Source organism: Paenibacillus sp. FSL P4-0127 (genome assembly GCF_038007325.1).
GTDB classification, from domain to species: domain Bacteria; phylum Bacillota; class Bacilli; order Paenibacillales; family Paenibacillaceae; genus Fontibacillus; species Fontibacillus macerans.
The window spans coordinates 735,727-758,461 of record NZ_JBBOWY010000002.1 but is presented as its reverse complement, the minus strand read 5'-3'; the positions used below and the strand labels follow the sequence as shown (position 1 = coordinate 758,461).

General features: G+C 54.3%; 18 protein-coding genes. 5 read left to right on the top strand and 13 right to left on the bottom strand.

Annotation, left to right across the window (positions count from 1 at the left end; all coding sequences use genetic code 11):
* Positions 1 to 64: 64 nt before the first annotated feature.
* Positions 65 to 1,270 carry a PstS family phosphate ABC transporter substrate-binding protein gene (locus tag NYE74_RS29825; RefSeq protein WP_124331858.1) on the bottom strand — a complete coding sequence of 402 codons (1,206 nt, stop codon included), beginning with the start codon at positions 1,268 to 1,270 and terminating at the stop codon, positions 65 to 67.
* 296 nt (positions 1,271 to 1,566) lie between these two features.
* A complete protein-coding gene (locus tag NYE74_RS29820) occupies positions 1,567 to 2,853 on the bottom strand; it encodes a sensor histidine kinase (RefSeq protein WP_278738389.1) in 1,287 nt (428 codons plus the stop codon).
* Between the two features lie 208 nt (positions 2,854 to 3,061).
* On the opposite strand from NYE74_RS29820, the gene NYE74_RS29815 reads away from it, so the two are divergent.
* The 3 genes from NYE74_RS29815 (at position 3,062) to NYE74_RS29805 (ending at position 7,017) form a co-directional block, all read left to right on the top strand.
* Positions 3,062 to 3,715 carry a YitT family protein gene (locus tag NYE74_RS29815; protein ID WP_341005431.1) on the top strand — a complete coding sequence of 218 codons (654 nt, stop codon included), beginning with the start codon at positions 3,062 to 3,064 and terminating at the stop codon, positions 3,713 to 3,715.
* A 166-nt stretch (positions 3,716 to 3,881) separates the two neighbouring features.
* On the top strand, positions 3,882 to 5,609 hold the full coding sequence (locus tag NYE74_RS29810) for a cellulase family glycosylhydrolase (protein ID WP_341005430.1): 1,728 nt from the start codon (positions 3,882 to 3,884) through the stop codon (positions 5,607 to 5,609).
* 583 nt (positions 5,610 to 6,192) lie between these two features.
* Positions 6,193 to 7,017: a methyltransferase domain-containing protein gene (locus NYE74_RS29805; RefSeq protein WP_036625614.1), complete on the top strand. Its 825-nt coding sequence runs from the start codon at positions 6,193 to 6,195 to the stop codon at positions 7,015 to 7,017.
* A gap of 97 nt (positions 7,018 to 7,114) precedes the next feature.
* Here the strand turns inward: NYE74_RS29805 and NYE74_RS29800 are convergent, their stop codons facing one another.
* From NYE74_RS29800 to NYE74_RS29770, 7 genes are all read right to left on the bottom strand, one after another.
* Positions 7,115 to 8,050 (bottom strand): bifunctional helix-turn-helix transcriptional regulator/GNAT family N-acetyltransferase, encoded by a 936-nt coding sequence (locus tag NYE74_RS29800; RefSeq protein WP_124331860.1) that lies wholly within the window; start codon positions 8,048 to 8,050, stop codon positions 7,115 to 7,117.
* Between the two features lie 91 nt (positions 8,051 to 8,141).
* Positions 8,142 to 8,990 carry a GNAT family N-acetyltransferase gene (locus NYE74_RS29795; RefSeq protein ID WP_124331861.1) on the bottom strand — a complete coding sequence of 283 codons (849 nt, stop codon included), beginning with the start codon at positions 8,988 to 8,990 and terminating at the stop codon, positions 8,142 to 8,144.
* Positions 8,991 to 9,003: 13 nt separating this feature from the next.
* On the bottom strand, positions 9,004 to 9,357 hold the full coding sequence (locus tag NYE74_RS29790) for a VOC family protein (RefSeq protein WP_124331862.1): 354 nt from the start codon (positions 9,355 to 9,357) through the stop codon (positions 9,004 to 9,006).
* Between the two features lie 40 nt (positions 9,358 to 9,397).
* The gene (locus NYE74_RS29785) at positions 9,398 to 9,649 is read right to left on the bottom strand and encodes a zinc ribbon domain-containing protein (protein WP_036625618.1); all 252 of its coding nucleotides are present in this window, start codon (positions 9,647 to 9,649) and stop codon (positions 9,398 to 9,400) included.
* A gap of 43 nt (positions 9,650 to 9,692) precedes the next feature.
* Positions 9,693 to 10,292, bottom strand: a complete 600-nt coding sequence (locus tag NYE74_RS29780) for a TetR/AcrR family transcriptional regulator (RefSeq protein WP_036625620.1) — start codon at positions 10,290 to 10,292, stop codon at positions 9,693 to 9,695.
* A gap of 164 nt (positions 10,293 to 10,456) precedes the next feature.
* Positions 10,457 to 10,804 carry a hypothetical protein gene (locus tag NYE74_RS29775; RefSeq protein ID WP_036625621.1) on the bottom strand — a complete coding sequence of 116 codons (348 nt, stop codon included), beginning with the start codon at positions 10,802 to 10,804 and terminating at the stop codon, positions 10,457 to 10,459.
* 55 nt (positions 10,805 to 10,859) lie between these two features.
* On the bottom strand, positions 10,860 to 15,719 hold the full coding sequence (locus NYE74_RS29770; protein ID WP_196427496.1) for a S8 family serine peptidase: 4,860 nt from the start codon (positions 15,717 to 15,719) through the stop codon (positions 10,860 to 10,862).
* Between the two features lie 580 nt (positions 15,720 to 16,299).
* On the opposite strand from NYE74_RS29770, the gene NYE74_RS29765 reads away from it, so the two are divergent.
* Positions 16,300 to 17,121, top strand: a complete 822-nt coding sequence (locus NYE74_RS29765) for a methyl-accepting chemotaxis protein (RefSeq protein ID WP_036625624.1) — start codon at positions 16,300 to 16,302, stop codon at positions 17,119 to 17,121.
* 385 nt (positions 17,122 to 17,506) lie between these two features.
* Here NYE74_RS29765 and NYE74_RS29760 read toward each other — a convergent pair whose 3' ends face one another.
* Both NYE74_RS29760 and NYE74_RS29755 read right to left on the bottom strand, forming a co-directional pair.
* On the bottom strand, positions 17,507 to 18,247 hold the full coding sequence (locus NYE74_RS29760; RefSeq protein ID WP_124331864.1) for a PIG-L family deacetylase: 741 nt from the start codon (positions 18,245 to 18,247) through the stop codon (positions 17,507 to 17,509).
* A complete protein-coding gene (locus tag NYE74_RS29755; protein WP_227872708.1) occupies positions 18,244 to 18,558 on the bottom strand; it encodes a DUF1806 family protein in 315 nt (104 codons plus the stop codon). The genes NYE74_RS29760 and NYE74_RS29755 overlap by 4 nt, the downstream gene beginning before the upstream one ends.
* 257 nt (positions 18,559 to 18,815) lie before the next feature.
* Here NYE74_RS29755 and NYE74_RS29750 point away from each other — a divergent pair, with 257 nt between their 5' ends.
* Complete coding sequence (locus NYE74_RS29750) at positions 18,816 to 19,733, top strand: aldo/keto reductase (protein WP_124331865.1); 918 nt, start codon at positions 18,816 to 18,818, stop codon at positions 19,731 to 19,733.
* A gap of 112 nt (positions 19,734 to 19,845) precedes the next feature.
* On the opposite strand, the gene NYE74_RS29745 is transcribed toward NYE74_RS29750, so the two are convergent.
* Positions 19,846 to 20,265, bottom strand: a complete 420-nt coding sequence (locus NYE74_RS29745) for an NUDIX domain-containing protein (RefSeq protein WP_036625627.1) — start codon at positions 20,263 to 20,265, stop codon at positions 19,846 to 19,848.
* A gap of 87 nt (positions 20,266 to 20,352) precedes the next feature.
* A complete protein-coding gene (locus NYE74_RS29740; protein WP_341005427.1) occupies positions 20,353 to 21,930 on the bottom strand; it encodes a methyl-accepting chemotaxis protein in 1,578 nt (525 codons plus the stop codon).
* Between the last annotated feature and the right edge of the window lie 805 nt (positions 21,931 to 22,735).

Genomic DNA, 22,735 nt, shown 5'->3' with positions numbered 1-22,735 from the left:
TGAAACAGCCTGATCTCAAAATATTAGCACTCCAACCACCAGAGTGCTAATTCCTATTTTTATATTATCGATCCTCATTTTCCGTGTCAATATCGGATGCCGCCGCGATCGGCGTGTACCCCGTTTGCTCGACCAAGGCTTGGCCTTGCGGGGATAAAATCCACGCGATCAGCCGGCTTACGTTCGGATTGTCGCTGCCTGCCGTCACCGCGTAAAACTCCGCGGCCAGCGGGTATTCCCCGCTTTGGATCGTCGTTTTGTCCGGCTTCACTCCATCGATCTCCAGCAGCCGGATTTGCCCGTTGTGCGCCATTTCCGTCGCAAAGAACAAAAAGGAGTACCCGAGGGCGTTCGGGTAGTTGCGGTAATCGGCCGTTTGCGCGATAATCCCGCCCATCCCCGATACCACATCTTTTTGCGGGGGCGCCATCAGCTCTTTTCCTTCCATCAGCTTCTGCAGCATCGTTTGGCTGCCGCTGCCCTCCGGCCGCTGGAAAGCGCGGATTTTGCCGCTTCTGCCGCCGACCTCGCTCCAGTCGGTAATCTCCCCGGCGTAAATGGCCTGGATCTGCTGTGCGGACAGTCCCTGCACCGGGTTGTCCGCATGGACGAAAAACACGAAAGCCTCGCGCCCGATCGGCGTCAGCTTCAGCTCAAGCCCCTGTCTTTTCGCCTGCGCCAGCTGGAGGCTGGAAGGAGCAGCGGCAAAAATGACGTCGGCCCGCCCATCCAGCAAATTTTTGTAGGCTCCCGGCGTCGTATTCGCCATCACTTCGCTGTCGTAAAGGTCGTATTCCTTGCGGGGGTACACCGCCTGCGCAAAAGCCGAATATAGCGGGTAAAGCGCGGTGGCCCCGTCCATCCTCGGCAGATCATCAAGCAGCGTCAGCGACGAAGGCTTCGCCAACACTGCGACTTCCCCGTTATTTTGAAAAGGCCGGTACTGCTCCAGGTCCACGTCCTGATCGCTGACAACGGCAAAGCTGTTGTGGTAAGCCTGGTTGATTTCGTACGCCGCCACGGCCACTCCGCATGCCGCAAAACAGCCCAGCAGCACGTAATTGACCGTACGCGCGCGCCCGGGCAGAAACGTGCGGGCAATCACAAACAAAACAAGAATCCCGGCCACCGCCAGCGCGAGCGGCGCGTAAAATTTCTGTCCCCCCATAAATGCGGTTATGAACGCCGTCACCGCGCCCGCAAACAAAATGACGAACGCCGCTGCCAAACAGCCTAGAACTTTCAGCAAAATCCTCCCGCTTTGTTTCATTATGTTGCCTCCCCTTTATTAAACATAATAGTACGAGTTCAAAAAGTCAGGTTTTCAGCACCGAAGCGTATGCTTCCGATGTGCGTTTTTTCAAAACGCTGTAGGTCGGATGAAGCTAGGGACGTCAGGAGCGGAGCGTACGTTTTGGGTACGTGAGCACCTGAAATGTTTCCGCAGGAAACATACTTCGGAAGCATATGCTTAGGCCCGGCTGAATTCAAGATTCGACGTCGAATCCGCTTCCTGACCTGCTTCGTGATCAAAAGATGACTTTTTGAACTACCTCTAAAAGCCCCTCATTGTGCAGCTTCCAAATCCCGCATCGCATAAAGCGGCAGGCTAATCGTAAATTCCGTGCCTTCGCCCGGCTCGCTGCTTACCGATACCGTTCCGCCCAACGACAAGATCGCTTGGTACGAAAACGTCAGCCCGAGCCCGGTGCCGCCCGATTTGGTCGAGAAATAAACGGAGCCCAGGCGCCGGGTCTGCTCTTCCGTCATCCCGATGCCGTTATCCTTGATGGACAGCACCACCTTCTCCGCAGCCGTCTGCAGCTTGAGGATGACTTTGCCCTGCCGCAGGGGCGCTTCGGCGCAGGCCTCCACCGCGTTTTTGATGAAATTGACGAGCACCTGCTTCATTTTATCGGGATTGGCCATGATCCATAAAGGCTCCTTATCCGCGGGATACTCGATTTCCATCTCCACATTGTGCATATTGGCGAACGGATTCATGACATCCCTTGTAATTTCCAGCAGCTCCTGCAGGTTGGTAGGCATCTCTCTATCGGCAATCGGCTTCGAGATCGCAAGATACTCCGACAATATGTATTCCGTACGTCCGATTTCGCTCATGCAAATGTCGATATAACGGGCTGTCTTTTCCCGGTCCGCCGCGCCTTCCTTGATCAAGGTCAAGAAGCCTTTGACCGCCGTTAACGGATTGCGCACCTCGTGAACCAGCGAGGCCGCGACTTGGCTGATCGCCCGTACCCGCTCCTGCTGCGCGTAGTTGATATACAACTCCTTGTCGGCGACCGCTTTTTTGAAAAACGTAATCAGCAGCCAGCAGCCGATCGAATTTTGCGCAGGGATGACGAAGAGATGAAAAAACAAATGGTTCAAAACCGACTGCGGGTTGTACAAATACACCATACCGATGGGAATCGCCGAAAAAAACAAACCTGCCGCTATAATGACGGGCAGCTTGCGGCTGGTCCGCTGGTAAATCCGGTACAGGACGAGCGAAACCGGGAAGGTAACCAGCGTGATGAGCAGCGCAATGAACGTACCTTCACCCCCGAGATATAAGCGGTACAATATAAATTCCGCCAACAGGATCAAACCGATCTGCAGCCCGCCGAAAATCAAGCCGAAAAATATGATGATATATCGAATGTCGTAAGTATATCCGGGAACGGTGCTGATCCCAAAGGTCATCGATAAGAAAAGGCAAATCATGCTCGTGGCGATGATGAATTTCGGCGTATAATTTTGCGTGCGGTCGCGATAAAACAGGTTAAACATGACTAAAGGCATATGGGCAAAAAAGAGCTGGAGGATTATTTCCTTAACATACAACATCATGCGCATTCACCCTTCGTCAAAAGACATGGTCGGCCCACCCGGATTCACCCTAAATTATTCCATATCCCTCCGGTAAATCCTCTTTCTTTCGAAGGGTTCTCTCAAGTTTCTTGGTTCGAAAGAAGGCATGGCCGGTTGTCCCGATGCATAGGTTGTATAAGCAGGACTAGCCTGCGACTCCATTACCTGCAAAAGGATGATTCCCGTGAACCGCAATCGCCAAGCTTACCGGGCTTTTCTTCTACGCCGCCTGTGGAAAAAAACAATCCACATCCTTGCGGGCTCCCTGATCCAGGGCTGCGCCATGGGCGTTTTTTTGTTTCCGCACTCCATTCCCTCCGGCAGCGGCGCAGGCCTTGCGATGCTGCTGAATTACTGGTTTCATCTGCCGGTGAGCATCGGATTGTGGCTGGTTAACATCTCCTTCCTTTTGTTTGCGGTGCATTACCTGGGACGGGTCAGCGCATTCGGGACGATTATGGTTATCACGATAACCTCGGTTTCCGTCAATTTTTTTGAAGTCTATGTCAAAACGTCTTTCGGCAATCTGTGGATCGATCTGCTGGTTGGCTCCGTCGTTTTGGGCACCGGAATTACCATCCTGTTCAGGGAGCGGGTGACGAACGGAGGAATCGGTTTTGTTGCGCTGGCCATCGCGAAATCGCGGAGAATCAATCCCGGGACCTCTTTGTTTATCATAAACGTTCTCATTTTTTCGCTGACTGCGATCGTGATCGATTGGAAGATTATTATCCAAGCCCTTATATGCCAGTGGATATCGACACGCGTCATCAAGTGGCTGCACCGTCCCTCTTTGTTGGGAAGAGCGTTTTTCCATTTGGCCTGGCGCAAAAAATAATCCGAAGTACATGTAATATTATTATATGATTTTACATCCAATTTTTAGGGTATTTTCCAGTTCGGTTTGTGTGGTAATTTAATAATTAGAAAGCGCTTTCAAATTACCGGATACGGTGTATTCGCGTTCATCGTATTTCAAACTTAAAGGAGGTTCCGATATTACTATGCGAAAAAAGAAATTGAAATCCGGTTTGGCGCTCACGATGGCCGCCGCCCTGTTGATCACCTTGTTTTCCACGGTGGTGTCCGCGGCCGATGATGTGCCGGAAAGCATGGCGCAGAGCTCAGCCAAAAAGAGCATGCAGGCCTACGTCGAAGCCATGCAGCCGGGATGGAACCTGGGCAATACCCTGGATTCCACGGGTTCCGACGAAACGTCCTGGGGCAACCCCCGCATCACCCGCGAGCTGATTCAACAGATCGCCGCGCAAGGCTACAAAAGCATCCGGATTCCGGTTACCTGGGATAGCCATATCGGAAAAGCGCCGGACTATACGATTGAACCGGCCTATCTGGATCGGGTGGAGGAAGTGGTGAATTGGGCGCTTGAAGCCAAGCTGTACGTCATGATCAACGTCCATCACGATTCCTGGATGTGGATTAGCCACATGGAGAAAAACCACGATGAAGTGCTGGCCCGCTACGAAGCGGTGTGGACGCAGGTCGCGGAGCGCTTCAAAAATCATTCCTCCAAGCTGATGTTCGAAGGCATCAATGAGCCCCGTTTTACCGACGGCGGAACCACCGACCGGGCCAAGCAATACGAGATGCTGAAGGAGCTGCTTGTATCTTTTCACCGGATCGTCAGGGATTCCGGCGGCTTGAACGCTACGCGCCCGCTGGTGCTGCCGACGAGGGAATCTTCTCCGGCGCAGGACGATTTGGATGAGCTGTACAAAACGATTCAAACGTTAAACGATCCGAACCTGATCGCGACCGTTCATTATTACGGCTTCTGGCCGTTCAGCGTGAATGTCGCCGGGTACTACAAGTTCGAAAAGGATGCGCAGCAGGATATCGTCACGACGTTCGACAACGTCCACAACACCCTGGTCGCTAAAGGCATTCCCGTCATTCTTGGGGAGTACGGGCTGCTGGGCTTCGACAAGGGCACCGATGTGATCGAGCAAGGCGAAAAATTGAAGTTTTTCGAAGCTTTGACCCATGATGTCCAGCAGAAAGGGATCACCCATATGCTGTGGGACAACGGCCAGCATTTCAACCGGCTCACGTATAAATGGTCCGATGACGAGCTGTTCCAAATGATGAAAGCAAGCTGGAAAAAACGTCCCGCCACGGCGGAAACCGATCTGGTGTACTTAAGAAAAGGCGGGAAAATTCAGGACGCCAAAATCCCGCTCAATCTGAACGGAAACCAGCTCACCGTTTTGTTTGCGGACGGACAAAGGTTAAAAAAGGGGATGGATTACGAGATAAGCGGCCGGGAACTGACGCTGAAATCCGGCCTGCTCGACCGCCTGACGGACGGCGGCGCTCCGGGGCTGAACGCGGTTTTGTCCGCCCGCTTCAGCTACGGCCCGGATTGGCGGCTGAAAGTGTATGTGTACGATACGCCGGTGCTGAGCGGCGCGTCGGGAACGACCGGAGCGTTTGCGGTCCCGGCCGCGTTTAACGGCAATCTTCTGGCGACGATGGAGGCGGTTTACGCCGACGGCAGCAATGCCGGTCCGCAAAACTGGACCTCTTTCAAGGAATTCGGCTATACGTTTGTGCCCGACTATGAAACAGGCGTCATCAAGCTGCAGCCGGAATTTTGGCGTGAAGTGAACGACGGCGAGGTGACGCTGAAGTTCCATTTCTGGAGCGGCGAAATCGTGGCGTACAAAGTCGTCAAGAGCGGCACGAGCGTGACGGGGACGAGCGCGAAGTAACGGGAGCAAGCGTGGAGTGACGGGGAGTAGCGTGGAGTGACGGAAACGAGCGTGAATGGCGGGTAAGGGAGACTTGAGGGGGGGCAAAATAAGTTACCGCAAGTTAGCGAGTCCCATAAATCCGGAAAGTCCATGAAAGCTCCTATAGTTCTGAATTCCCGACGCAATTGTGGATGATCAAATTCCGCGAATTTCACGCGAAGTGCAAAATTTAACGCGAAATGCAAAAGTGCAGGCGATTTTCACCCAAATGGCCCCGAAATGGCCGATCAAATGCATAAGTGCAGTTCATACTCGCGAAATTAACCATAATTTGTAAAAATAACCTGAATCAAATGCACTTTTGCATTTCAGACGCCTCATAACGGCGATTCACGAAAAATGAGATGCACTTTTGCAGTTGGTTCGCTCCGATAGCTGCTGGTTGGCGCTGATTTTAATTAAGGCGTTCCTCCGAGATCTGTCCCGGGGGAGCGTCTTTTTCTCAACTGCCGGTTGAAACCGCCGCTATTTTCAATCACGAAGTTATTGTTCTCCACTCTCGCCGCCCCTACAATAGGGATAACCAAGGAGCGTGAGAGGATTGAAAGAACAGCTTGCCAGAACGATCAGCCGTTATCGGAAGGAAAAAGGCTTGACCCAGGAAGAGCTTGCCCAAAAGCTGGGCCTCTCTTTCCAAGCGGTATCCAAATGGGAAAACGCCCAAACGATGCCCGACATCACCCTGCTGCCGCAGTTATCTGCCATTTTAGGCGTCACGATCGATAAATTGCTGGGCTACGAATCGCGGTTGGAGCCGGTAACCATTTACGAGGAACAATACGAAAAACCCGGGTATTATTGGGGTACTCAGCCGAATTCCTCCTGTTACCGGATATTGCAGCTCATGCCGCCGGTTCGCCCGCTGAAGCTGCTGGATATCGGCTGCGGCGAAGGCAAGGACGCCGTGTTCCTCGCCAGAAACGGCTTCGACGTCACCGCCTTTGACGTGACGGACGCCGGCGTGGAGAAAACGAAGCGGCTCGCCGAGCAGGCAAGGGTACACGTCAACGTCTTTAAGGCGGACGTCCGGGATTTCCGCCTGGACAGCGGGTTCGACATTCTCCATTCCAGCGGCGTATTGCACTATATCCCGCCGGAGGAACGGGAGGACATTTTCGCCAACTATAAACGGTTCACGAATCCGAACGGGCTGCACGTATTTAACGTGTTCGTCCATAAGCCATTCATCGCGCCGCCCCCGGAAAAAGAACCCCACTCCTACCTTTGGCGTTCGGGCGAACTGCTGGGCCTTTACCACGACTGGCTGATCCGGGACAGCGCGGAGATAGTGTTCGACTGTAACTCTTCGGGCATCCCTCATCAACACGCCATGACGAAAATGATCGCGGAGAAACTCTCCGGTTGACTTGTATGGGAGCCCCCTGCCTTATCTACCGTGAACCTCCCGCCTTGCCCCATACAAGAAGCCCCCGCCTTATAATAAGGCAGGGGCTTTCACATTTTCATTTATCCTGAGTCAGCTCATACGTCAGTTCAACCAAAGGCTTGCCCCAGTCGTTGCTGGGATGCTCCGCAACTTTGACGAAGCCCGCCCGCGTGTACATCCGGATCGCCTGCTGCTGATCCTCCGTCGTTTCCAGGAAGACTTTCGGGTAGCCTTTTTCCCGGCAATAGTTCATCGCTTCGTCCAACAGCCTGCGCCCAAGTCCGATCCCGCGGTACTGCGGATGCACGACAAACCAGCGGAGCTGGGCTTTGTCCGGCGAATGCTCGACGATGGCGATCGCGCCCACCATATTGCCGTTCGCTTCCGCAAACCAAAACCGGTCCTTGCCCGGGCTGTAGTTTTCAAAAAACTCGTAAAACGTTTTGCACACGTACCCTTCAAACCGGTGGTTGTAGCCGCGCTCCTGGTAAATCCAACCGTGCAGATGGACCAGGTAGCCGGCGTCCCCGGGCCGCAGCTCGCTGCGGATGACGATTTCCTCCCCCGTCAGCGCCGGTTTCTCCGACAGCGCCGCTTCAATCGATTGCATCCCCTGGGCGAGTTGCAGCTGCTCCTGCTCCGGCAGACGGCTGATCATTTGATAGATTTGGCCGTCGGACAACCCGTTGAGCCGGGCCAATGTCTCCTTCCCCTGATCGGTCAGGAAAAGATAATACAGCCGCCCGTCCTCCTTGGACTGCTCCCTGTAAGCGAGGCCCATTTTTTCGAAGCGTTTGATGATCCGGCTTAAATAACCGGGGTCAATACTCAGCAGCTCGATCAGCATTTTAGCCGTACAGTTTGGGGTGTTGCCGATTTCGTAAAGCACCCGGGCCTCCGACAACGAAAAATCGCTATTCAGCATATGCTGATCCAACAGCCCGAGGATATTCGTATAAAACCGGTTAAACCTGCGGACGGCCTGAATGATAGGGTGATGGACGGAATTCATGGGTTACCTCCTAAAAAAGCCAAAGAATAGTAATCCCATCATAAAGCATTTAATTTGACTTAGTCAACTAATTTGCGTTTAGCATCAGCAACTACATGGCGCCGGCCGGCAAACGATAATAAGGGATCATCAGCGAAGGCACGAATCCCAGCTTCTGGGCCAGCCTGTACGAGCCTTCATTTTCCCGGCGGCAGGACCAGACCGGCTCCAGGCCTTGCCGCAGGCAGTAATCGATCAGCGCCGAGCATACGGCGGCCGCAAAACCTCTTCCGCGGTATTTTTCAGCAGTCTCTATGCCGATTTCCAGCTCTTTTTCGGTGATGAACGCAGAGAACGCCGTAGCGGCGATTTTCCCCTCGTAAATTAGGCTGAATCCAACCCCCATCCGCTCAAACTCAACTTCATCCTTCCAGAAAAAACGCGGCACAACCGCCCCCGGAGCGGCAAGGAACATCTCCTTCGTCGTTCTGACGATCTCGCAGCCCGCCAAATTTGCCGGTTTCGCGGCAATCCGGTATTTATCCCGCTCAAAACGAAAGTTAACCCGTGTATACTCGACTGCCTTAGGGGATACAGCTGCGATTTCTTCCTGCAGCTCCGTACTCTTCACCACCAACTCCGAGCCGAGCATTTGGCGAATCCGCCCGTTCCAGTCGGCCGGGTAGGCCTGCAGCCATTCGTGGCCGCTGCGCGCCCGGGCTTTGTCCAGTAAATATTGCTGCAGCCACTGGTTAAAGCCGGGCTTGTCCGCAGCGCCAAACAACAAGGACATCCCGTAAGGGTGGACGACATAAAACACGCTTGGGTTTGCCTCGTCGTCTGCGTAAACTTGCCCCGGCGTTTTCCCGTGAATCACGGACTCCGCAAATAATGTGTTAAAACCCACTTCCCGCAAAGGCTTCTCGGCTTTCTTGTAATCCCGGACGTCAAGCAGAATCATCGGTTTCCCTCCACTATCTCTTGATATAATCCGTAATTCCCAACCTGTTTCCGAAGGGATCTTCAAATTCGACCGCCGTCCCCGTAGCTATCGCAAAGGGCTCGGAATTGAATGCAACGCCCTTTTCTCTTAACTCATTATATTTTCGCCGGGCGTCGTCAACCAGAAACCATATTGCCGGTTGGGCAATGGGAAAATGGGAAGTATCTCTAAGGATAACGGCGGGCTCCTCCCGGCCGATCCGATAAGCCAGCATTCCTTTTGCCGAAAAATCGAATTTCACATCCAAACCCAGCATCTGCCCATAATAGTATCCTGCCTGCTTTAGATCGCCAACGGGCAGAAAAAAATTATCGTAGCCTTTCACATATACTCCTCCTTTAGGACTTGGATTACCCGACGATCGGTCATTTACCGTTAACCTGATTTTGCCAAGCCGGCAGCCGGGACATCATATTTCGCGCGGCGGCTTCCGCAGCTTGCCGGTCCAACCCTTGGGTCCGCACGATAAAAGCGGCCCAGGATTCCAGCTTCTCGTCGTAAGACTGCATCGTGCCGTCAGGACGCGCGCAATGCACGCAGTAGTCTTTCGCGGTATCCCCCGCGGCAAATTCGGACGGTTCGTTCATCGGCATTCCGCAAGCAATACATGTTTTCATTGCCCATCGCATCTCCTTAACATTTTTTTATGGCAAAAGACAGTTATCTTTTGACAGCGATCATGCGCCAATAATGCTCCAGCAGTTCTTGACCGTAACGCTCCAGCACGGATCCGCCCGGGGCAAAAAGGTCATTATTGGCCAAATAATAATGAATCAAGCCAGTCCAGGTGTTGAATAACAAATGCAGCGGGTACGCATCTATGGCACCGGCATTCATTTCCCGCTCGGCCGCTTGGCTTACATGTAAAGACACCGTTGATTGGATCGCAACCAGCACGTTTCGGGAGCTTTCCGGCAACAGTCTGCTTTCGATCACCAAACGGGTATAAAAGGCTTCAAACTCCGCCAGGCCGGTGAGATGTGCCTTCAGCACGTCCCGCAAGCCGCCGCCTTCCGCAGCCAGTTCATGCAACCGCCGGGATACCCGCGAGCCAAATTCCTCGATAACGGCATCCATCAGCGCTTCCTGCGTGGAAAAATGGGCAAACACTGTCCCGTGAGAAACTTTTGCCGCTTTGGCAATATCGGAAGTACGAGTAACCGTCAAGCCGTTTTGAGCAAACTGCACCAATGCGGTTTCGACCAGGCGTTTTCTTGTTTGTTCTTTTTGTAATTGACGTTGGGTTTTATGTTCAGTCACTCCGATGACTCCTTACTCAATGACTTTATACTCATAATAAGTTTCTTCGTTTGTAATGTCAAGATATGGATTTCCAATTTTCCAAGTAAAAAAACGCCAGAACATTTTGTTCTGGCGTTTTTTGCTGCACTCCCTCGAGAGCTTAAGCTCAAAACGAGCATCAATTACTTCTTCTCCACCTGCAGCAAAGTGATGCGTTTCGTCGCGTAAGTGTCTTTGAGCCGCTCCTCGGGAATGACGTTCAGCTTAATCAATCCCGCCACCTTTTGCGCATCCGCTTTGGAAATCAACCGCCATACCTCAGGGTCGGGGAGCGCTTCGTACAGCTTTTGGTCGTCATATTCCTTCCGTTCCTGAATAACCGTCTTCACCCGGTAGTTCCCGATTTCAAGTTCGGCAGCTCCCTGTTCAAGACAATGCTTCAAAATTTCGCTGCGCAGTTCGGCCATTTCCAGCTCCGCCTCTTTTTGCTGCTGCTTTAATTGATAGTACCGCTTCACTTTTTTATCCAACCTGCTCACGCTCCTTCTAAGGCATGTATATGAACGGACAAGGTGGAATAAAACTTTACTTCCTATACTGAGTGAAAATGCGGTAGATCACGACAGCCGCTTCAGCGCGGGTGGCCCCTTGCTGCGCGTCAAACTTGCCGGCCGGTTTGCCCTTCATCACGCCAAGCTTGGCGACGAGGCCAACCGACTCCTTCGCCCAGCCCGGAATTTGCGCCTGGTCGGTGAAGCCGGAAGGTGCCGCAGCCGTTCCTCCCGTCCCCAGGTCCAGGTGAGCCAGCGCCTTGGACAAAATAACGGCCATTTCGGCGCGGGTAATCTGCCGGTTTGGCCCAAAGGCGCCGTTTTCATAGCCGGCAATAAGCCCTTTGGCGGCGGCGATGCCCACCGTTTCCGCAAACCAGCTGTCCGCCGGGACGTCGCTGAATTTGGCTTTTCCGGCCGCGCCCTCATCCGCTTCCAGCTCTAGCGCCCGAACCAGCAGCGAGACGAATTCGGCGCGGGTGACTTTGGAACCCGGAGCAAACGCGTTGGCGCTCATCCCGGTTGCAATGTTTTGGGCCGCCAAAACCTCAATTTCGTTCACCGCCCACGGATAACCCGCTTCGGTTACGTCGGCGAACGAAATTTCTCTGGCCATAAACATGTAACGGCCAAAGCCGTTCAAATGAGCCACCACTCTATCATTAGCAAGCCGCCCTGCATGCTGTTCAAGTACGCCTTGGCCGCCGAGCTTAAACAGGCCGAGCTTTTCTCCGTTCACGTCTCCCGCGTTCAGGGCGCTTAGAGGAATCGAAGCCTCGGCAGGCTTGCGGAAAACCACGTTCTCGATCGGCTTCCCGTCTTTATCCAAAAGGGCTAAGTCGTAATAAACCCCAAACGGTTTCAGCTCCGCGCCAAGCTTCAGCCCCTTGATCAACATGGTCGCGTCGGATTCGGAAGCGGGCGCCACCTGCACAAAAGCCGCCTCCGGCGATGGGATGGCCCCGGCCGGAATCGTAAGCGTAAAGCCGTTCGGCAAAGTGATAACCGTTGGCTCATTCGCTTTGATCGCTTCTTTTACCGCTTGGTTGGGAGGCGATTGCTTTTGCTGTTCTTGCTGGTTTTGCATTATTATTCCGCCATTGTTCTTTCCGTCGCCGTTCTTTCCGCCGCCGCCACCCGTGCCACCCGAGGATGCTTCGGTAACAGTAACGCCTACGGTCGCCGTCAAACCTTCATAAGTAATCTTGATCTTGGTTTTGCCGGGTTTATGCGCGGTCACCGTCCCTTTCGACACGGTTATAATTTGCGGCTCCTCCGGCCCATAGTAAACCGCATAAGTCACGTCTGTGACCGTTCCGGCGGTGTCCTTGTAAGCGACGGTCAACCGGCCGGTTTTCCCTTCTTCAAGGGATAAGCTTTGCGGCGTTGCATGCAGTTCGGCCCGCTCTTCAACCGTCACTTGAGTGTCGGAGACCAATCCCGCCGGAATTCCGTTCCCGTTCTGATCGTACAATGCCAGGTTAGCTACCTGGAAAGTATATTGCCCGGCAGGAGCCCCCTGAAACGTAAAAGTAGCCAAAGAGCCATCGCCGGCATACCCTTGTGCGTCATGCAAGCTTTCCATAAATTCAAACCTGGTCTGGCCATCATCCAGTTCATAAACCGCCTTAGACACCGTCAGCGGGCGATCCGGGTTTTGCGCCGCCTGGCGCGCGCTAAGCTCAGGGCTTGGCGCAACGCTGACCTGTTCCAACTCACTGCTGTACAACAAATCGAATTTGGCGGCGTATACGGCCTCCGTAACCGAAAACAGCACATCCAGCTTAAACGGGTCATTCCGCTGTACCCGGGAAGGCTCGACAAAAGGAGTGACGTAACCCGAAAGCGTATAATTAACCACGTGGGCCGGAGTTACCAAACCGTTACCCGCCAAGTCGTATACGTAAATTTCATACGTATTGTCCCCTGGTGCAATCGGGACCTCAATGGTGAAATGGCCCGTGTCGTCAATGGTCCCATCCATCTGTTCCCGCTCGCCGTCCCCGTTGCCGTCAAACAAGGCGGCCACGCCAATCACATCGCTTACCGCCGCCCCGGCCTCGGAAACCAGCAAATCGATCAGCAGATCTTCCGTGACCTGACCGGAGATCGTCCCTCGAAGGCTGGCCGCGTCTACCTTAATGGCAGGGTCGCTTAACTGCGATACCGGAGCCTTTCTGTCCACGATAAACACCTCGAACTGATTCTCTAAAGGCACGGCATCCGCCAGGCTGGTGCCGACCCAAGGCTCCAACAGGTAACCGCCATCCGGGAGATCCACGCCGTCCCAGCCGCGAAGAGCGTAGCTGTCCGGAGAAACACCGTCTTCAACTTCAATCAACGAACCGAGCCAACTGCCGTCCAAGGCGAAAACATCCAGGGAAAAATACTCGGTATATTCATTGACCGTAAACGTGATGTCCGTCGTATCGAACCTGCCGTCCCCGTTCGGCGAGAACGGATTCGGAGTTAATGCGAGATCCGTGACGGCATCCGCTTGCGGGGCTTCACCGACATAAACCGAAACCGGTATATGGATAACGTGGCCGCTCGAAGATTCCGTCAGGATCAGCTCGCCTTCATAACGCTGGCTAGCGGCTTCCTCCGGCGCTTCCACCGCTACGGTGAACGAGGTTTCCCCGCCCGCCGCAACCTTGGCCCGGGTTTCGGACAAGGTCAAAGTTACGGGAGAATCGCCGCCATACCAAACGGATTCAATAGAATAGTCCGACGCTTCCCCGGCGATATCTTTAACGATGACCTCACGCTGCACCGCTGATCCGTATCCGACATAACCGAACGAAAGGCTGCCCGTAAAATACGGCGTAGGCTCGTTGCCGTCGACGGAATCGGTCGTGTCCCCGACCAGCGCCACCGCCTTCGCTTCGACAACTTGATCCAGGCTGACACGCCCGGCCCCCTGATCCATATGCGAGTAGCGGCTGCCACTGCGGTCGGACAACTTAAGCGCATTATTCATCAGCAGCGCTTTGATTTCATAAGGCCCAAGCTTGGGATAATGCTGCTTAAGCAGCGCCGCGGCTCCCGCGATATGCGGGGCGGCCATGCTCGTGCCGTTTTGCGCCTCATACCAGCCTTCATAATCCGGCACGCTGGAACGGATGCCGATCCCCGGCGCGGAAATATCCGGCTTGATGTCATAAGAAGGTTTGGACGGCCCCCGCGAGCTGAAAGCGGCCATAATGTCCTGTTCGACCGTTGAGCCAAATTTAGCCGCAAGCTCCTGCCGATCCAGCGCAGCTTTGATTCGCTCACCGTCCGCCCCGGACAACGCGTATACCGGGATCGTCACGTTGGCGTCACCCAGAGTGCCGCTTTCCAGCGCTTCCGGCAGGTTGTTGTAGATAATCGCGGCAAGGGCTCCAGAGGCTTGAGCGTTCAACGCTTTTTCCGCAAAAGGAATCTCCCCGCGTTTAATAAAAGCGACTTTTCCGCTCCAATCCTTGCCCTCGAAATCGCCTGGTTTGCCTAACCCGGCATCGCCGAGCGGATAGGACTCGGTCAGGTTTTCCAGGCCTGCCGATTTATCGAACGTGTCCATATAAAACGGATCGCCTTCCAGCCCGGCAATTTCCATAACCGGCGTATCCAGCGGGGGTTTGGAAGCGCCGACCGTAATCGCCAGTTCCGCGCTGCCCGGGTCCCCTACCGTGGCCTCTTCGGGACCGGAGTTGCCGCTGGATACGACCGCGATGACGCCCGCCTTCATCGCATTGTTGACGGCTACGGAATCCGCCGACTGCTCGTTGTTGGAATCCGAGCCGAGCGACAGGTTGATGACGTCCATCCCATCCGCCACCGCCCGCTCGATCCCGGCGATCACGTTCTCCGTCGTACCGCTTCCATACGGCCCCAGCACCTTGTACGCATGGATTTCCGCTTCCGGCGCGACGCCTTCGATCCCCGCTTGGCCATCCGCGCCCGCGCCGCGCCCGGCCACGATCCCGGACACGTGGGTTCCGTGCGAGGTCCAATACGGTTTGCCGTCCTCGTTTACCTCCGGAAGCGCCGGATCATTTTCCCGCGCTTTCTCGTAATCTTCCTTGGTCGTTTCGTACGGCTCGTTATCCTCGTTTACGAAGTCATATCCCCAATCGCCGTCCGGGACGGCGGCCGCCAGATCGGGATGATCCTTGGCCACGCCGGTGTCGATGACCCCAACCTTGATCCCCTGGCCTTTGATCCCTTGCTCCCAAAAAACTTCGCTGCCGATAAACGGAACGCTGCCCAAAGGAGCGGACGGGGTCTCTTCTTCGGCGGTGGCGTACACCTCGTTGTTCGGGTACACCGCTTTGACCCCGGGAAGCTTAAGCAAATTTTCCACCTGATTGGCGGCGATCGTTAAAGAAAAACCGTTGAAAATTCCTGAATAAGAGCGCTTGAATTTTGCGTTCAATTTGCTGATCGCCTGCTTTTTGAACGTTTGCTGCTCCAAATTCACCGTTTGCTTATGCGTGGACAACGACTTGCTGCTGCGCAGCTTGCTTCCGGCCGCTTCGAACACTTTGACCGGAGCTTCCCGCAATTCTACGATCACGGAAATCCGCTCCGTGCCATCCGATAGAGGCACAAAGCTTTGCGGTTCCACCGCGGCGGAATCCGGGGCGGCGTCCTGCCGCTCCAACTGCAATCCAGCGCCGAGCAGCGGGGTTTTTGCCGGCTTCGCGCCGGCCGGCCCTTTCTTGCTCTGCAGCCGAAGCTCCTTCGCCTTGACCGCATCGAGCGCTGCGGGGGCGGCAGGATTCAGCTTGGAAACAGCGGCCCTCCCTTCTTCCGCCCCCTGCCGGGCGTCTCCTTCAGCCCCCGCCAGCGGCGGCAGCAGCGAAAACGCCAGCAGGAAGCTTAATAGCCCTGCGGCAACTCTCTTGCTCAAACTCTCACTCTCCCTCTCTATATGTAGTTTTCTAGAAGCTGAAACAAGTTGACATATAATATTTATTTTGGAAATTATAATAAATTCCCATTTTATTTCAGGGAAAAAAGTCATTTGCAATAACAGCCCCGCGAAAAACATAAGGGCAAAAAATGTCGCTATTCCGGCGATACCCATCCGTTTGCGAGAAATAGAGGCCAGATATGTCGCTATTTTCTCGAATCACAAGGAAATGCCCGTATTCTAACCCTTCAATGGAAAATAAGAACAAAAAAATCCGCTAATGGGGATAAACATGCTTGGCTTCGGAAAATAAGAACACTAAGTTCCGCTATTTTGAAGGCCTACGGTTCTTCGTCGTTCCAGTCGCCGGCTGCAAGCGCCGATTTCTGGGTTGAGCCCCTAAAAAAGCCTGGAACTCGCTGTTATTGCGTAAATTCCAGACTTTCCGCACGGTTTATATACATCGGCACCTACGATTCTTACTATCATAAAATTTTAAATTCTATCATCTTAAAAAAAATCATCAACTGCCGATATTTTCTTATACGCATTTATTAAGGGGAGGACGAGGACATACATGGATATTATTACTGCACTGGTACAAGCTGCACCCTATTTCAAGCAAATTCATTCCCAGGATATTATGATCGGCATTACGGACCGGGAGATTTTTCACTATTACGCTCCCAGCCGGACGCTGGATTTCGGTTTGGTTAAAGGAAGCCCCGTTCCTCCCGAAGATCCCACTTTGAAGAATGCCTTGGCCGGGCAAAGAACGATCAACCGGCTTCCCGCGGAAATTTACGGCAACCCGGTCATTTCGGCGGGCGTGCCCGTTTACGGTCCGGATCAAGAAGTCGTCGGGGCCTTTGCCATCGCATACACGCTGGAAAACGAACAAAAGCTGGAGGCGTTGATGGAGGAAGTGAACGGGATCACCGGCCACTTGGTCGATATGGTTCAGAACGTGGCGGCCCATTCGGAGGAACTGTCCGCGACGACCGAGCAAATTCTCGAGAACACCCGCAAGACGGTAGAAGATTCGGAACAGGTAGGCAAGGTGGCCGGTTTTATCCGCGAAATCTCCGACCAAACGAATCTGCTGGGCCTGAACGCCGCCATCGAGGCCGCTCGCGTGGGAGAGCTCGGAGCCGGCTTCGGCGTGGTGGCAAACGAAGTCCGCAAGCTGTCCGTTCATTCCAAAGAAGCGACGCAGAACATCGAGAAATCGCTGGTCACCGTACAGCGCTCCATCGAACAGATGGAAAGGGAAATTCAAGCGATCGCCGCTTCCTCCAATGTTCAGGCGGAGCTCGTCAATGAATTCAGCGAAGTGATCGACCGCCTGAACCAGGCCAGCAAGGAAATGGCCGTGTTTATCCAGTCGTTCACGAGGTAGTTTTGACGGGAAGCGAAAACGGGGCCACCCGGACGTAAAAAATCAGCGCTTGACGGCCAGTTGCCGGAATGAGGAACCGTCTGCCGTCAAAATAGCGGCACTTTATGTACTTATTATCCGGAGCCGAGCCTGTCCGTTCCCATTAACGGCATTTTTTGCACTTGTTTTCCGATGTATGCCCCGGAACGCCGGCATTTCCTGGCGACGGGGCAAAATAGCGGCATAAATGGCCTCTATTTCTCTCAAATGGACGGATACCGCTGGCATAAAGACATTTTTTGCCCTTATGTTTCCGGCCTTGACCAGCCACTAAAATAGGACTAAAAAAACACAAAAAACGCACTGTCGCGGCCCTGGACAATGCGTTTTTGTGTGTCCGATCCGATCAGGAAACGAACAAATCGTCCGCCTTCGCCGTTTCCGCCGCGCTCCCGGACGCCCCCCGGCGGTTCCCTCTGATAAAATATTCATACCGCCCCAACCGTTTAAGCGCCTCTTTGTCCGGCTGCCAAACCCAAGCCTCGATTTCCGACTGGCACCGATGGTCCCGGAACGCGGCCAGCTTGGCCGGCAGATGGTTTTGCACGTCGACTTTTACGATATCGCCGCGGGTGTAGCCAAAAACCTCCGGCCGCTCCATGGCGTCGCCGAAAGAAATGAAATACAGCGCCCCCCGCTCGCCGAGCCGCCGGAAGGCCGCCGTCGTTGCCTTGCCGATGGCGCAGTGGTCGGGATGGCCGCCGAGGCGCTCGTGAAAAGTAAGCACGACGTCCGGCTCAATCTCCTCCATCAATCCGGCGATGCGGCCGATCAACAGCTCCTCGTCGATAAACTCGACCGTTTTGTCGCGAATATCCAAAAACCGCAAATCGCGGATACCAAGGCTGGCGCACGCGTTCCGCAGCTCTTGCTCCCGGGCCGCCCCCATCGTCTCCCGGTTCAAATACGGAGGATTGCCCATGCGCCGTCCCATTTCGCCCCGCGTGGCGCTGACCAATGTGATCTCCACGCCCTCATGGGCGTATTTGGCCAAGGTCGCTCCGCAAATAAAGCTCTCGTCGTCCGGGTGGGCGAAGACGGCCAACAGTTTGCGCGTCCGCTGTTCTGTCACATTCGTTTTGTTCATTCCGGAAACGGCTCCTTTCCAAGATGCAGGGCTACGTTCATCCGCCCCCGCTCGTCATAGCCCGCCAGCAAAAGGCGCCCCTGCTCGTCCGCTTCATAATGGGTGAGCTCCTCCATGCGCAGCCAGCCGTGCCCGTCAAACCGCAGTGCGGCCCGGTAAGGACCTTCCCCGGCGATAAAAGCTTCCGTGACGCTCACTTTGAAATTGCGTGCGAACATATAGGAAGTCGCCTCGCTATGCACATACGCTTCCGCGCCCGCAAAAGCCCGGAGTTCCTTCGCCACTTTCTCCCTGTCGATTGGTTTCATCATCACTTGCATTCCTTTACTGCGTATTTTTTTCGTGCGCCTGCACAACCAACCCTGCTTTCTTTTTCACAGTACCATTATACTAGCCTTGTCCGGATTCACAATAAGTTAAATTTGCGGCCGGCCTTGAAAACCGCAGGTTCCCTGTGCCAAAATAATGGAGGGCCGGGCTTGTTTGGCACGATATCATGGTATCGCTTACATATAATCAAAACCGGGCAGCCCAGCACCTAATCCGCTTAAGGAGGAATCACGAACGAATGAGAACGATCAAGCTTGGAACAAGCTCGCTGGAAGTGCCGGTCGTGGCCGTCGGCTGCATGCGCATAAATGCTTTGGACAAACCCGCGGCAGAACGTTTTGTGCAAACCGCGCTGGAGGAAGGGGCCAACTTTTTCGACCACGCCGATATTTACGGCGGCGGAGCCTGCGAAGAAATTTTCGCCGAAGCCATCCATATGACGAGCGATGTCCGGGAAAAGATCATCCTGCAGTCGAAATGCGGCATTCGCCAAGGAAGCTTCGACTTTTCCAAGGAGCATATTTTGGCCTCCGTCGACGGCAGCCTGAAGCGGCTGAAAACCGATTATCTCGACGTGCTGCTGCTGCACCGCCCCGATGCGCTGGTTGAACCCGAAGATGTCGCCGCGGCGTTCGATCTGCTCGAAAGCTCCGGCAAGGTGCGCCATTTCGGCGTTTCCAACCAGAACCCGATGCAGATCCAGCTGCTGAAAAAACACGTCAAACAACCGCTCGTGGCCAACCAGCTGCAGCTCAGCATCACCAACGCCACGATGATTTCTAGCGGCATCAACGTCAACATGGAAAACGATGCGGCCGTGAACCGCGACGGCAGCGTGCTGGATTTCTGCCGGCTGCACGACATTACGATTCAGCCGTGGTCGCCGTTCCAATACGGATTTTTCGAAGGCGTGTTCCTGGGAAGCGATAAATTCCCCGAGCTCAATCAAAAAATCGACGAAATCGCCGGCAAATACGGCGTAACCAACACGACCATCGCGATCGCCTGGCTGCTTCGCCATCCGGCGCGGATGCAGCCGGTGACCGGCACGATGAACATCGAACGGCTCAAAGACTGCTGCAAAGCGGCCGACATTCGCCTGACCCGTGAGGAATGGTACGAAATTTACCGCGCGGCGGGCAACGTGCTGCCGTAAAACTTGCCGCCATAGGCAAGGGCTGATCCGGTGATATATTGAGAGCAAATCGGCAAAACGGATGCCCCCGCAGAGGGAAGCATCCGTTTTTGTTTTTTCCGCCAAAGCAAGGTCAGAGCTTCTCGCTCCGCTTTTGCAATTGAGCGATCGCCGGCACGGTAAACCGGGCCAAATTGCCGGGAAGCCGGTCCAGCGAAAACCAGCGCACTTCCCCGATGGCGCCGCCCTCCTCCATATTGCGCGGCTCTCCGCCCGTCACGGCCGCTTCATACAACGCCGAAACCCAATGATTCCCCTTCTCCGGTTCGATCAGTTCCGCCGTGCAAAGCAGGCCCTTCACTTCCACGTCGAGGTCGACTTCCTCTTTAATTTCCCGGACGACGCAAGATTCCATCGTCTCATACAGGTCCACTTTTCCGCCGGGAATGCTCCATGTATCTTTTTCCGGCTCCCGGTTTCGCCGCACCAGCAAAATTTCGCCCTGCTCGTTTAAAATAACGGCCCCCACACCCAATCTCGGAACTTCCGGCATAACACTCAACCTATTCCCCACCTTTCAATAAACACACATGAAACACACTTGTCCATAATTATAAAGCTTAGGGAACGGACGCTCCAATTAAAATTTGAATCGTTCCACCGATTTGCCGAGTTGATCCGCGATGGACTCCAGCCCTTTGGCGGAGGCCGATACCTGCTCCATATTGGCGAGCTGCTGCTGCGTGGAGGCGGAAATCTCCTCTGTGGACGCCGTGGCCTCCTGGGCAATCGACGCCATGCTTTCGATCGTTCCGATCACTTCGTTTTTATCTTCGTTAACCTGGGCAATGCCGCTGATTAATACTTCGATTTCCTCGGTAACCAGCTGTACCGTGCGATCTATCATGTTGAAAGCTTCCCCGGTTTCCAAGGACGCGGCGTTCGTCCGGTTGATAGCTTCGGCTCCCTGCCGCATGTAGCTTTTGGCGTCGGCCACGGCCGCGCCGACTTCCCGGACCATGTCCTCGATCCCTTGAACCGACCCTCTCGTCTGCTCCGACAAACCCCGGATCTGCTCGGCGACGACGGCAAAGCCGCGCCCTTGTTCGCCCGCTCTGGCGCTTTCAATCATGGCGTTCAAGGCGAGCAAATTCGTTTGTCCGGCCACCGCTTTGATCACCGCCGCAACCTCCGTAATCGCTTCCGATTTGACGCTGAGCGCGTTCACCTGTTCTTCGATTTTCAAGGTGACCTCCGCATTTTCGCGGATGGCCCGCTGCAGCTGCTCCATGCTGTTCATGCTGGCTTGGTTGGCTTCCCGCGTCTGTTCAATGCTCGCTTTCATCCGGCCCGCACGTTCGGTCAGCGCCATGATTTCCGCCGCCAGCCGGTTAAGCCGGTCCAGCCCGGCCTGTGAATTCGCCGCCAAGCCGCCGGAACCGGCCGCCAGCTCATCCGCGGCTCTGGAGATTTCCCCGCTCGCATGGGAGGTTTCATCGATCATGGAGGCAAGTTCCCGGGAACTTGCGAACACCTGATCCGCGTTCTTCTGAATCGTTTCGACCATTCCGCCCAGCGTTTGCCGCATATGAGCCAGATCGCCGGCCATCGCCCCGATCTCATCTTTGCCGCGATGGGTCAATTCGGCGGTGAAATCCCCTTCGGCAAAGCTTTTGATCCGCTCCGACATCATGGCGATCGGCCGGATCATTTTCCGCGCCAGGACCAGCCCGATGCCCGCCGCCAAAACGAATATGAGCAGCGAAAGCACAAGTGTTTCAAGCTGTGCCTCGCGGATTTGGCCGTACATGCTTTTCAGCGATATCCCCACGTTTAATGCTCCCGAAAGCTCCGGGCTGTACGTAAAATCCGTGGAAATATTGTACACTTTCTCCCCGCCGGCCGTTTCTAAAATGCGGCCCTGCGTTTCCTGCCGCTCAACGACCGCCGACAGATCGCTGCCGGTGTTGGCCGCCGAAGCCGAAGAGACAGCATCCGCTACAGCGCCTTCCCCCTCCTTGCGCAGGCTGCTGTCCGAAACGATCACCTGCCCCTTGGCATCGGCAAGCGAAATGTAGACGATATTGCCGCCGCTGTCCTGTTGGATCGTCTGGAACACCTGCTGCAATTCCTGCAAATTCAGCAGCTCATCCTTGACGATTTCCCGCTTGATGTTGGCCACAAGAGTCGTCCCGTCGATTTTCATTTGGCTGGTCATCGATCTTTGAATCTCCGTGTGCGAGACCAGCGCAAAGGACACGGCGCAAACCGCTATCAACGATAGCAGGACGGCAAGTATTTTTCCGGTTAACGATCTAAAAAATCCGATCCGTCCGGAGGAACGCAACGGCTTGTTTAAGTTGTCTGGGTTGTTTGGATTGTCTGGGTTGTTTGGCCTAGCTGTTTCGCTTGGCTTGACTGGCCCGATCATAAAGTTCGCCACCTTTTTTATGATGATTTACACAACAAAGTTAGGCTCAAAACCGAGATCAGTGCTTGACGAATATTGTGACTTTGGCTCCATGGATTCCAGGATGCCGGACTGAGGTGGCTGTCTATATGTCTATATAGCGTTCGTGTCCTGGTGTCCCTGCATGTTGCCTTGCACGATTATCCCTTTCGTTCAGGGGCAAGGGGGGCTTGTGTACGGGATAAAGAAAAATGAGAAAAGGAAAAAATGAGGCGGTTCAGGTGATCTTCTTCTCCCGAATATACCTCCTTCTCTTGAATTTATCTTCTTCTCTGCTTCCTGACCAAATGGGATAATCGTGCAAAGCGTCCGGACAGCGGATGTTGATCTGCCGACCACCCCACCAGCCTTCCCTGTCCTCAAGCCTTCAACGCCCTTCCGGCACTTCTTGCCACGATTGGTTGCCGGCTTGACTGTCAAGCATTGATTATAAAGTTGAGTCCAAAGTTATAAGCGAGACTACTAAATTTTAACAATTACTTCTAAAATTACAGTGACTATTTTCATGATATCTATGACTTAGGACACGGGTTAGCAAAATGTTGGAGATTAG

What these genes read in the sequence shown, in the direction of transcription:
- NYE74_RS29795 (WP_124331861.1), bottom strand. Translation starts at nt 8,990, where the DNA reads ATGATTCTGCTTGACGTCCGGGATTACAAGAAAGCCGAGAAGCCTTTG.
- NYE74_RS29750 (WP_124331865.1), top strand. Translation starts at nt 18,816, where the DNA reads ATGAGAACGATCAAGCTTGGAACAAGCTCGCTGGAAGTGCCGGTCGTG.
- NYE74_RS29810 (WP_341005430.1), top strand. Translation starts at nt 3,882, where the DNA reads ATGCGAAAAAAGAAATTGAAATCCGGTTTGGCGCTCACGATGGCCGCC.
- NYE74_RS29820 (WP_278738389.1), bottom strand. Translation starts at nt 2,853, where the DNA reads ATGTTGTATGTTAAGGAAATAATCCTCCAGCTCTTTTTTGCCCATATG.
- NYE74_RS29760 (WP_124331864.1), bottom strand. Translation starts at nt 18,247, where the DNA reads ATGAACAAAACGAATGTGACAGAACAGCGGACGCGCAAACTGTTGGCC.
- NYE74_RS29825 (WP_124331858.1), bottom strand. Translation starts at nt 1,270, where the DNA reads ATGAAACAAAGCGGGAGGATTTTGCTGAAAGTTCTAGGCTGTTTGGCA.
- NYE74_RS29745 (WP_036625627.1), bottom strand. Translation starts at nt 20,265, where the DNA reads ATGCCGGAAGTTCCGAGATTGGGTGTGGGGGCCGTTATTTTAAACGAG.
- NYE74_RS29755 (WP_227872708.1), bottom strand. Translation starts at nt 18,558, where the DNA reads ATGATGAAACCAATCGACAGGGAGAAAGTGGCGAAGGAACTCCGGGCT.
- NYE74_RS29765 (WP_036625624.1), top strand. Translation starts at nt 16,300, where the DNA reads ATGGATATTATTACTGCACTGGTACAAGCTGCACCCTATTTCAAGCAA.
- NYE74_RS29800 (WP_124331860.1), bottom strand. Translation starts at nt 8,050, where the DNA reads ATGAATTCCGTCCATCACCCTATCATTCAGGCCGTCCGCAGGTTTAAC.
- NYE74_RS29785 (WP_036625618.1), bottom strand. Translation starts at nt 9,649, where the DNA reads ATGAAAACATGTATTGCTTGCGGAATGCCGATGAACGAACCGTCCGAA.
- NYE74_RS29740 (WP_341005427.1), bottom strand. Translation starts at nt 21,930, where the DNA reads ATGACCAGCCAAATGAAAATCGACGGGACGACTCTTGTGGCCAACATC.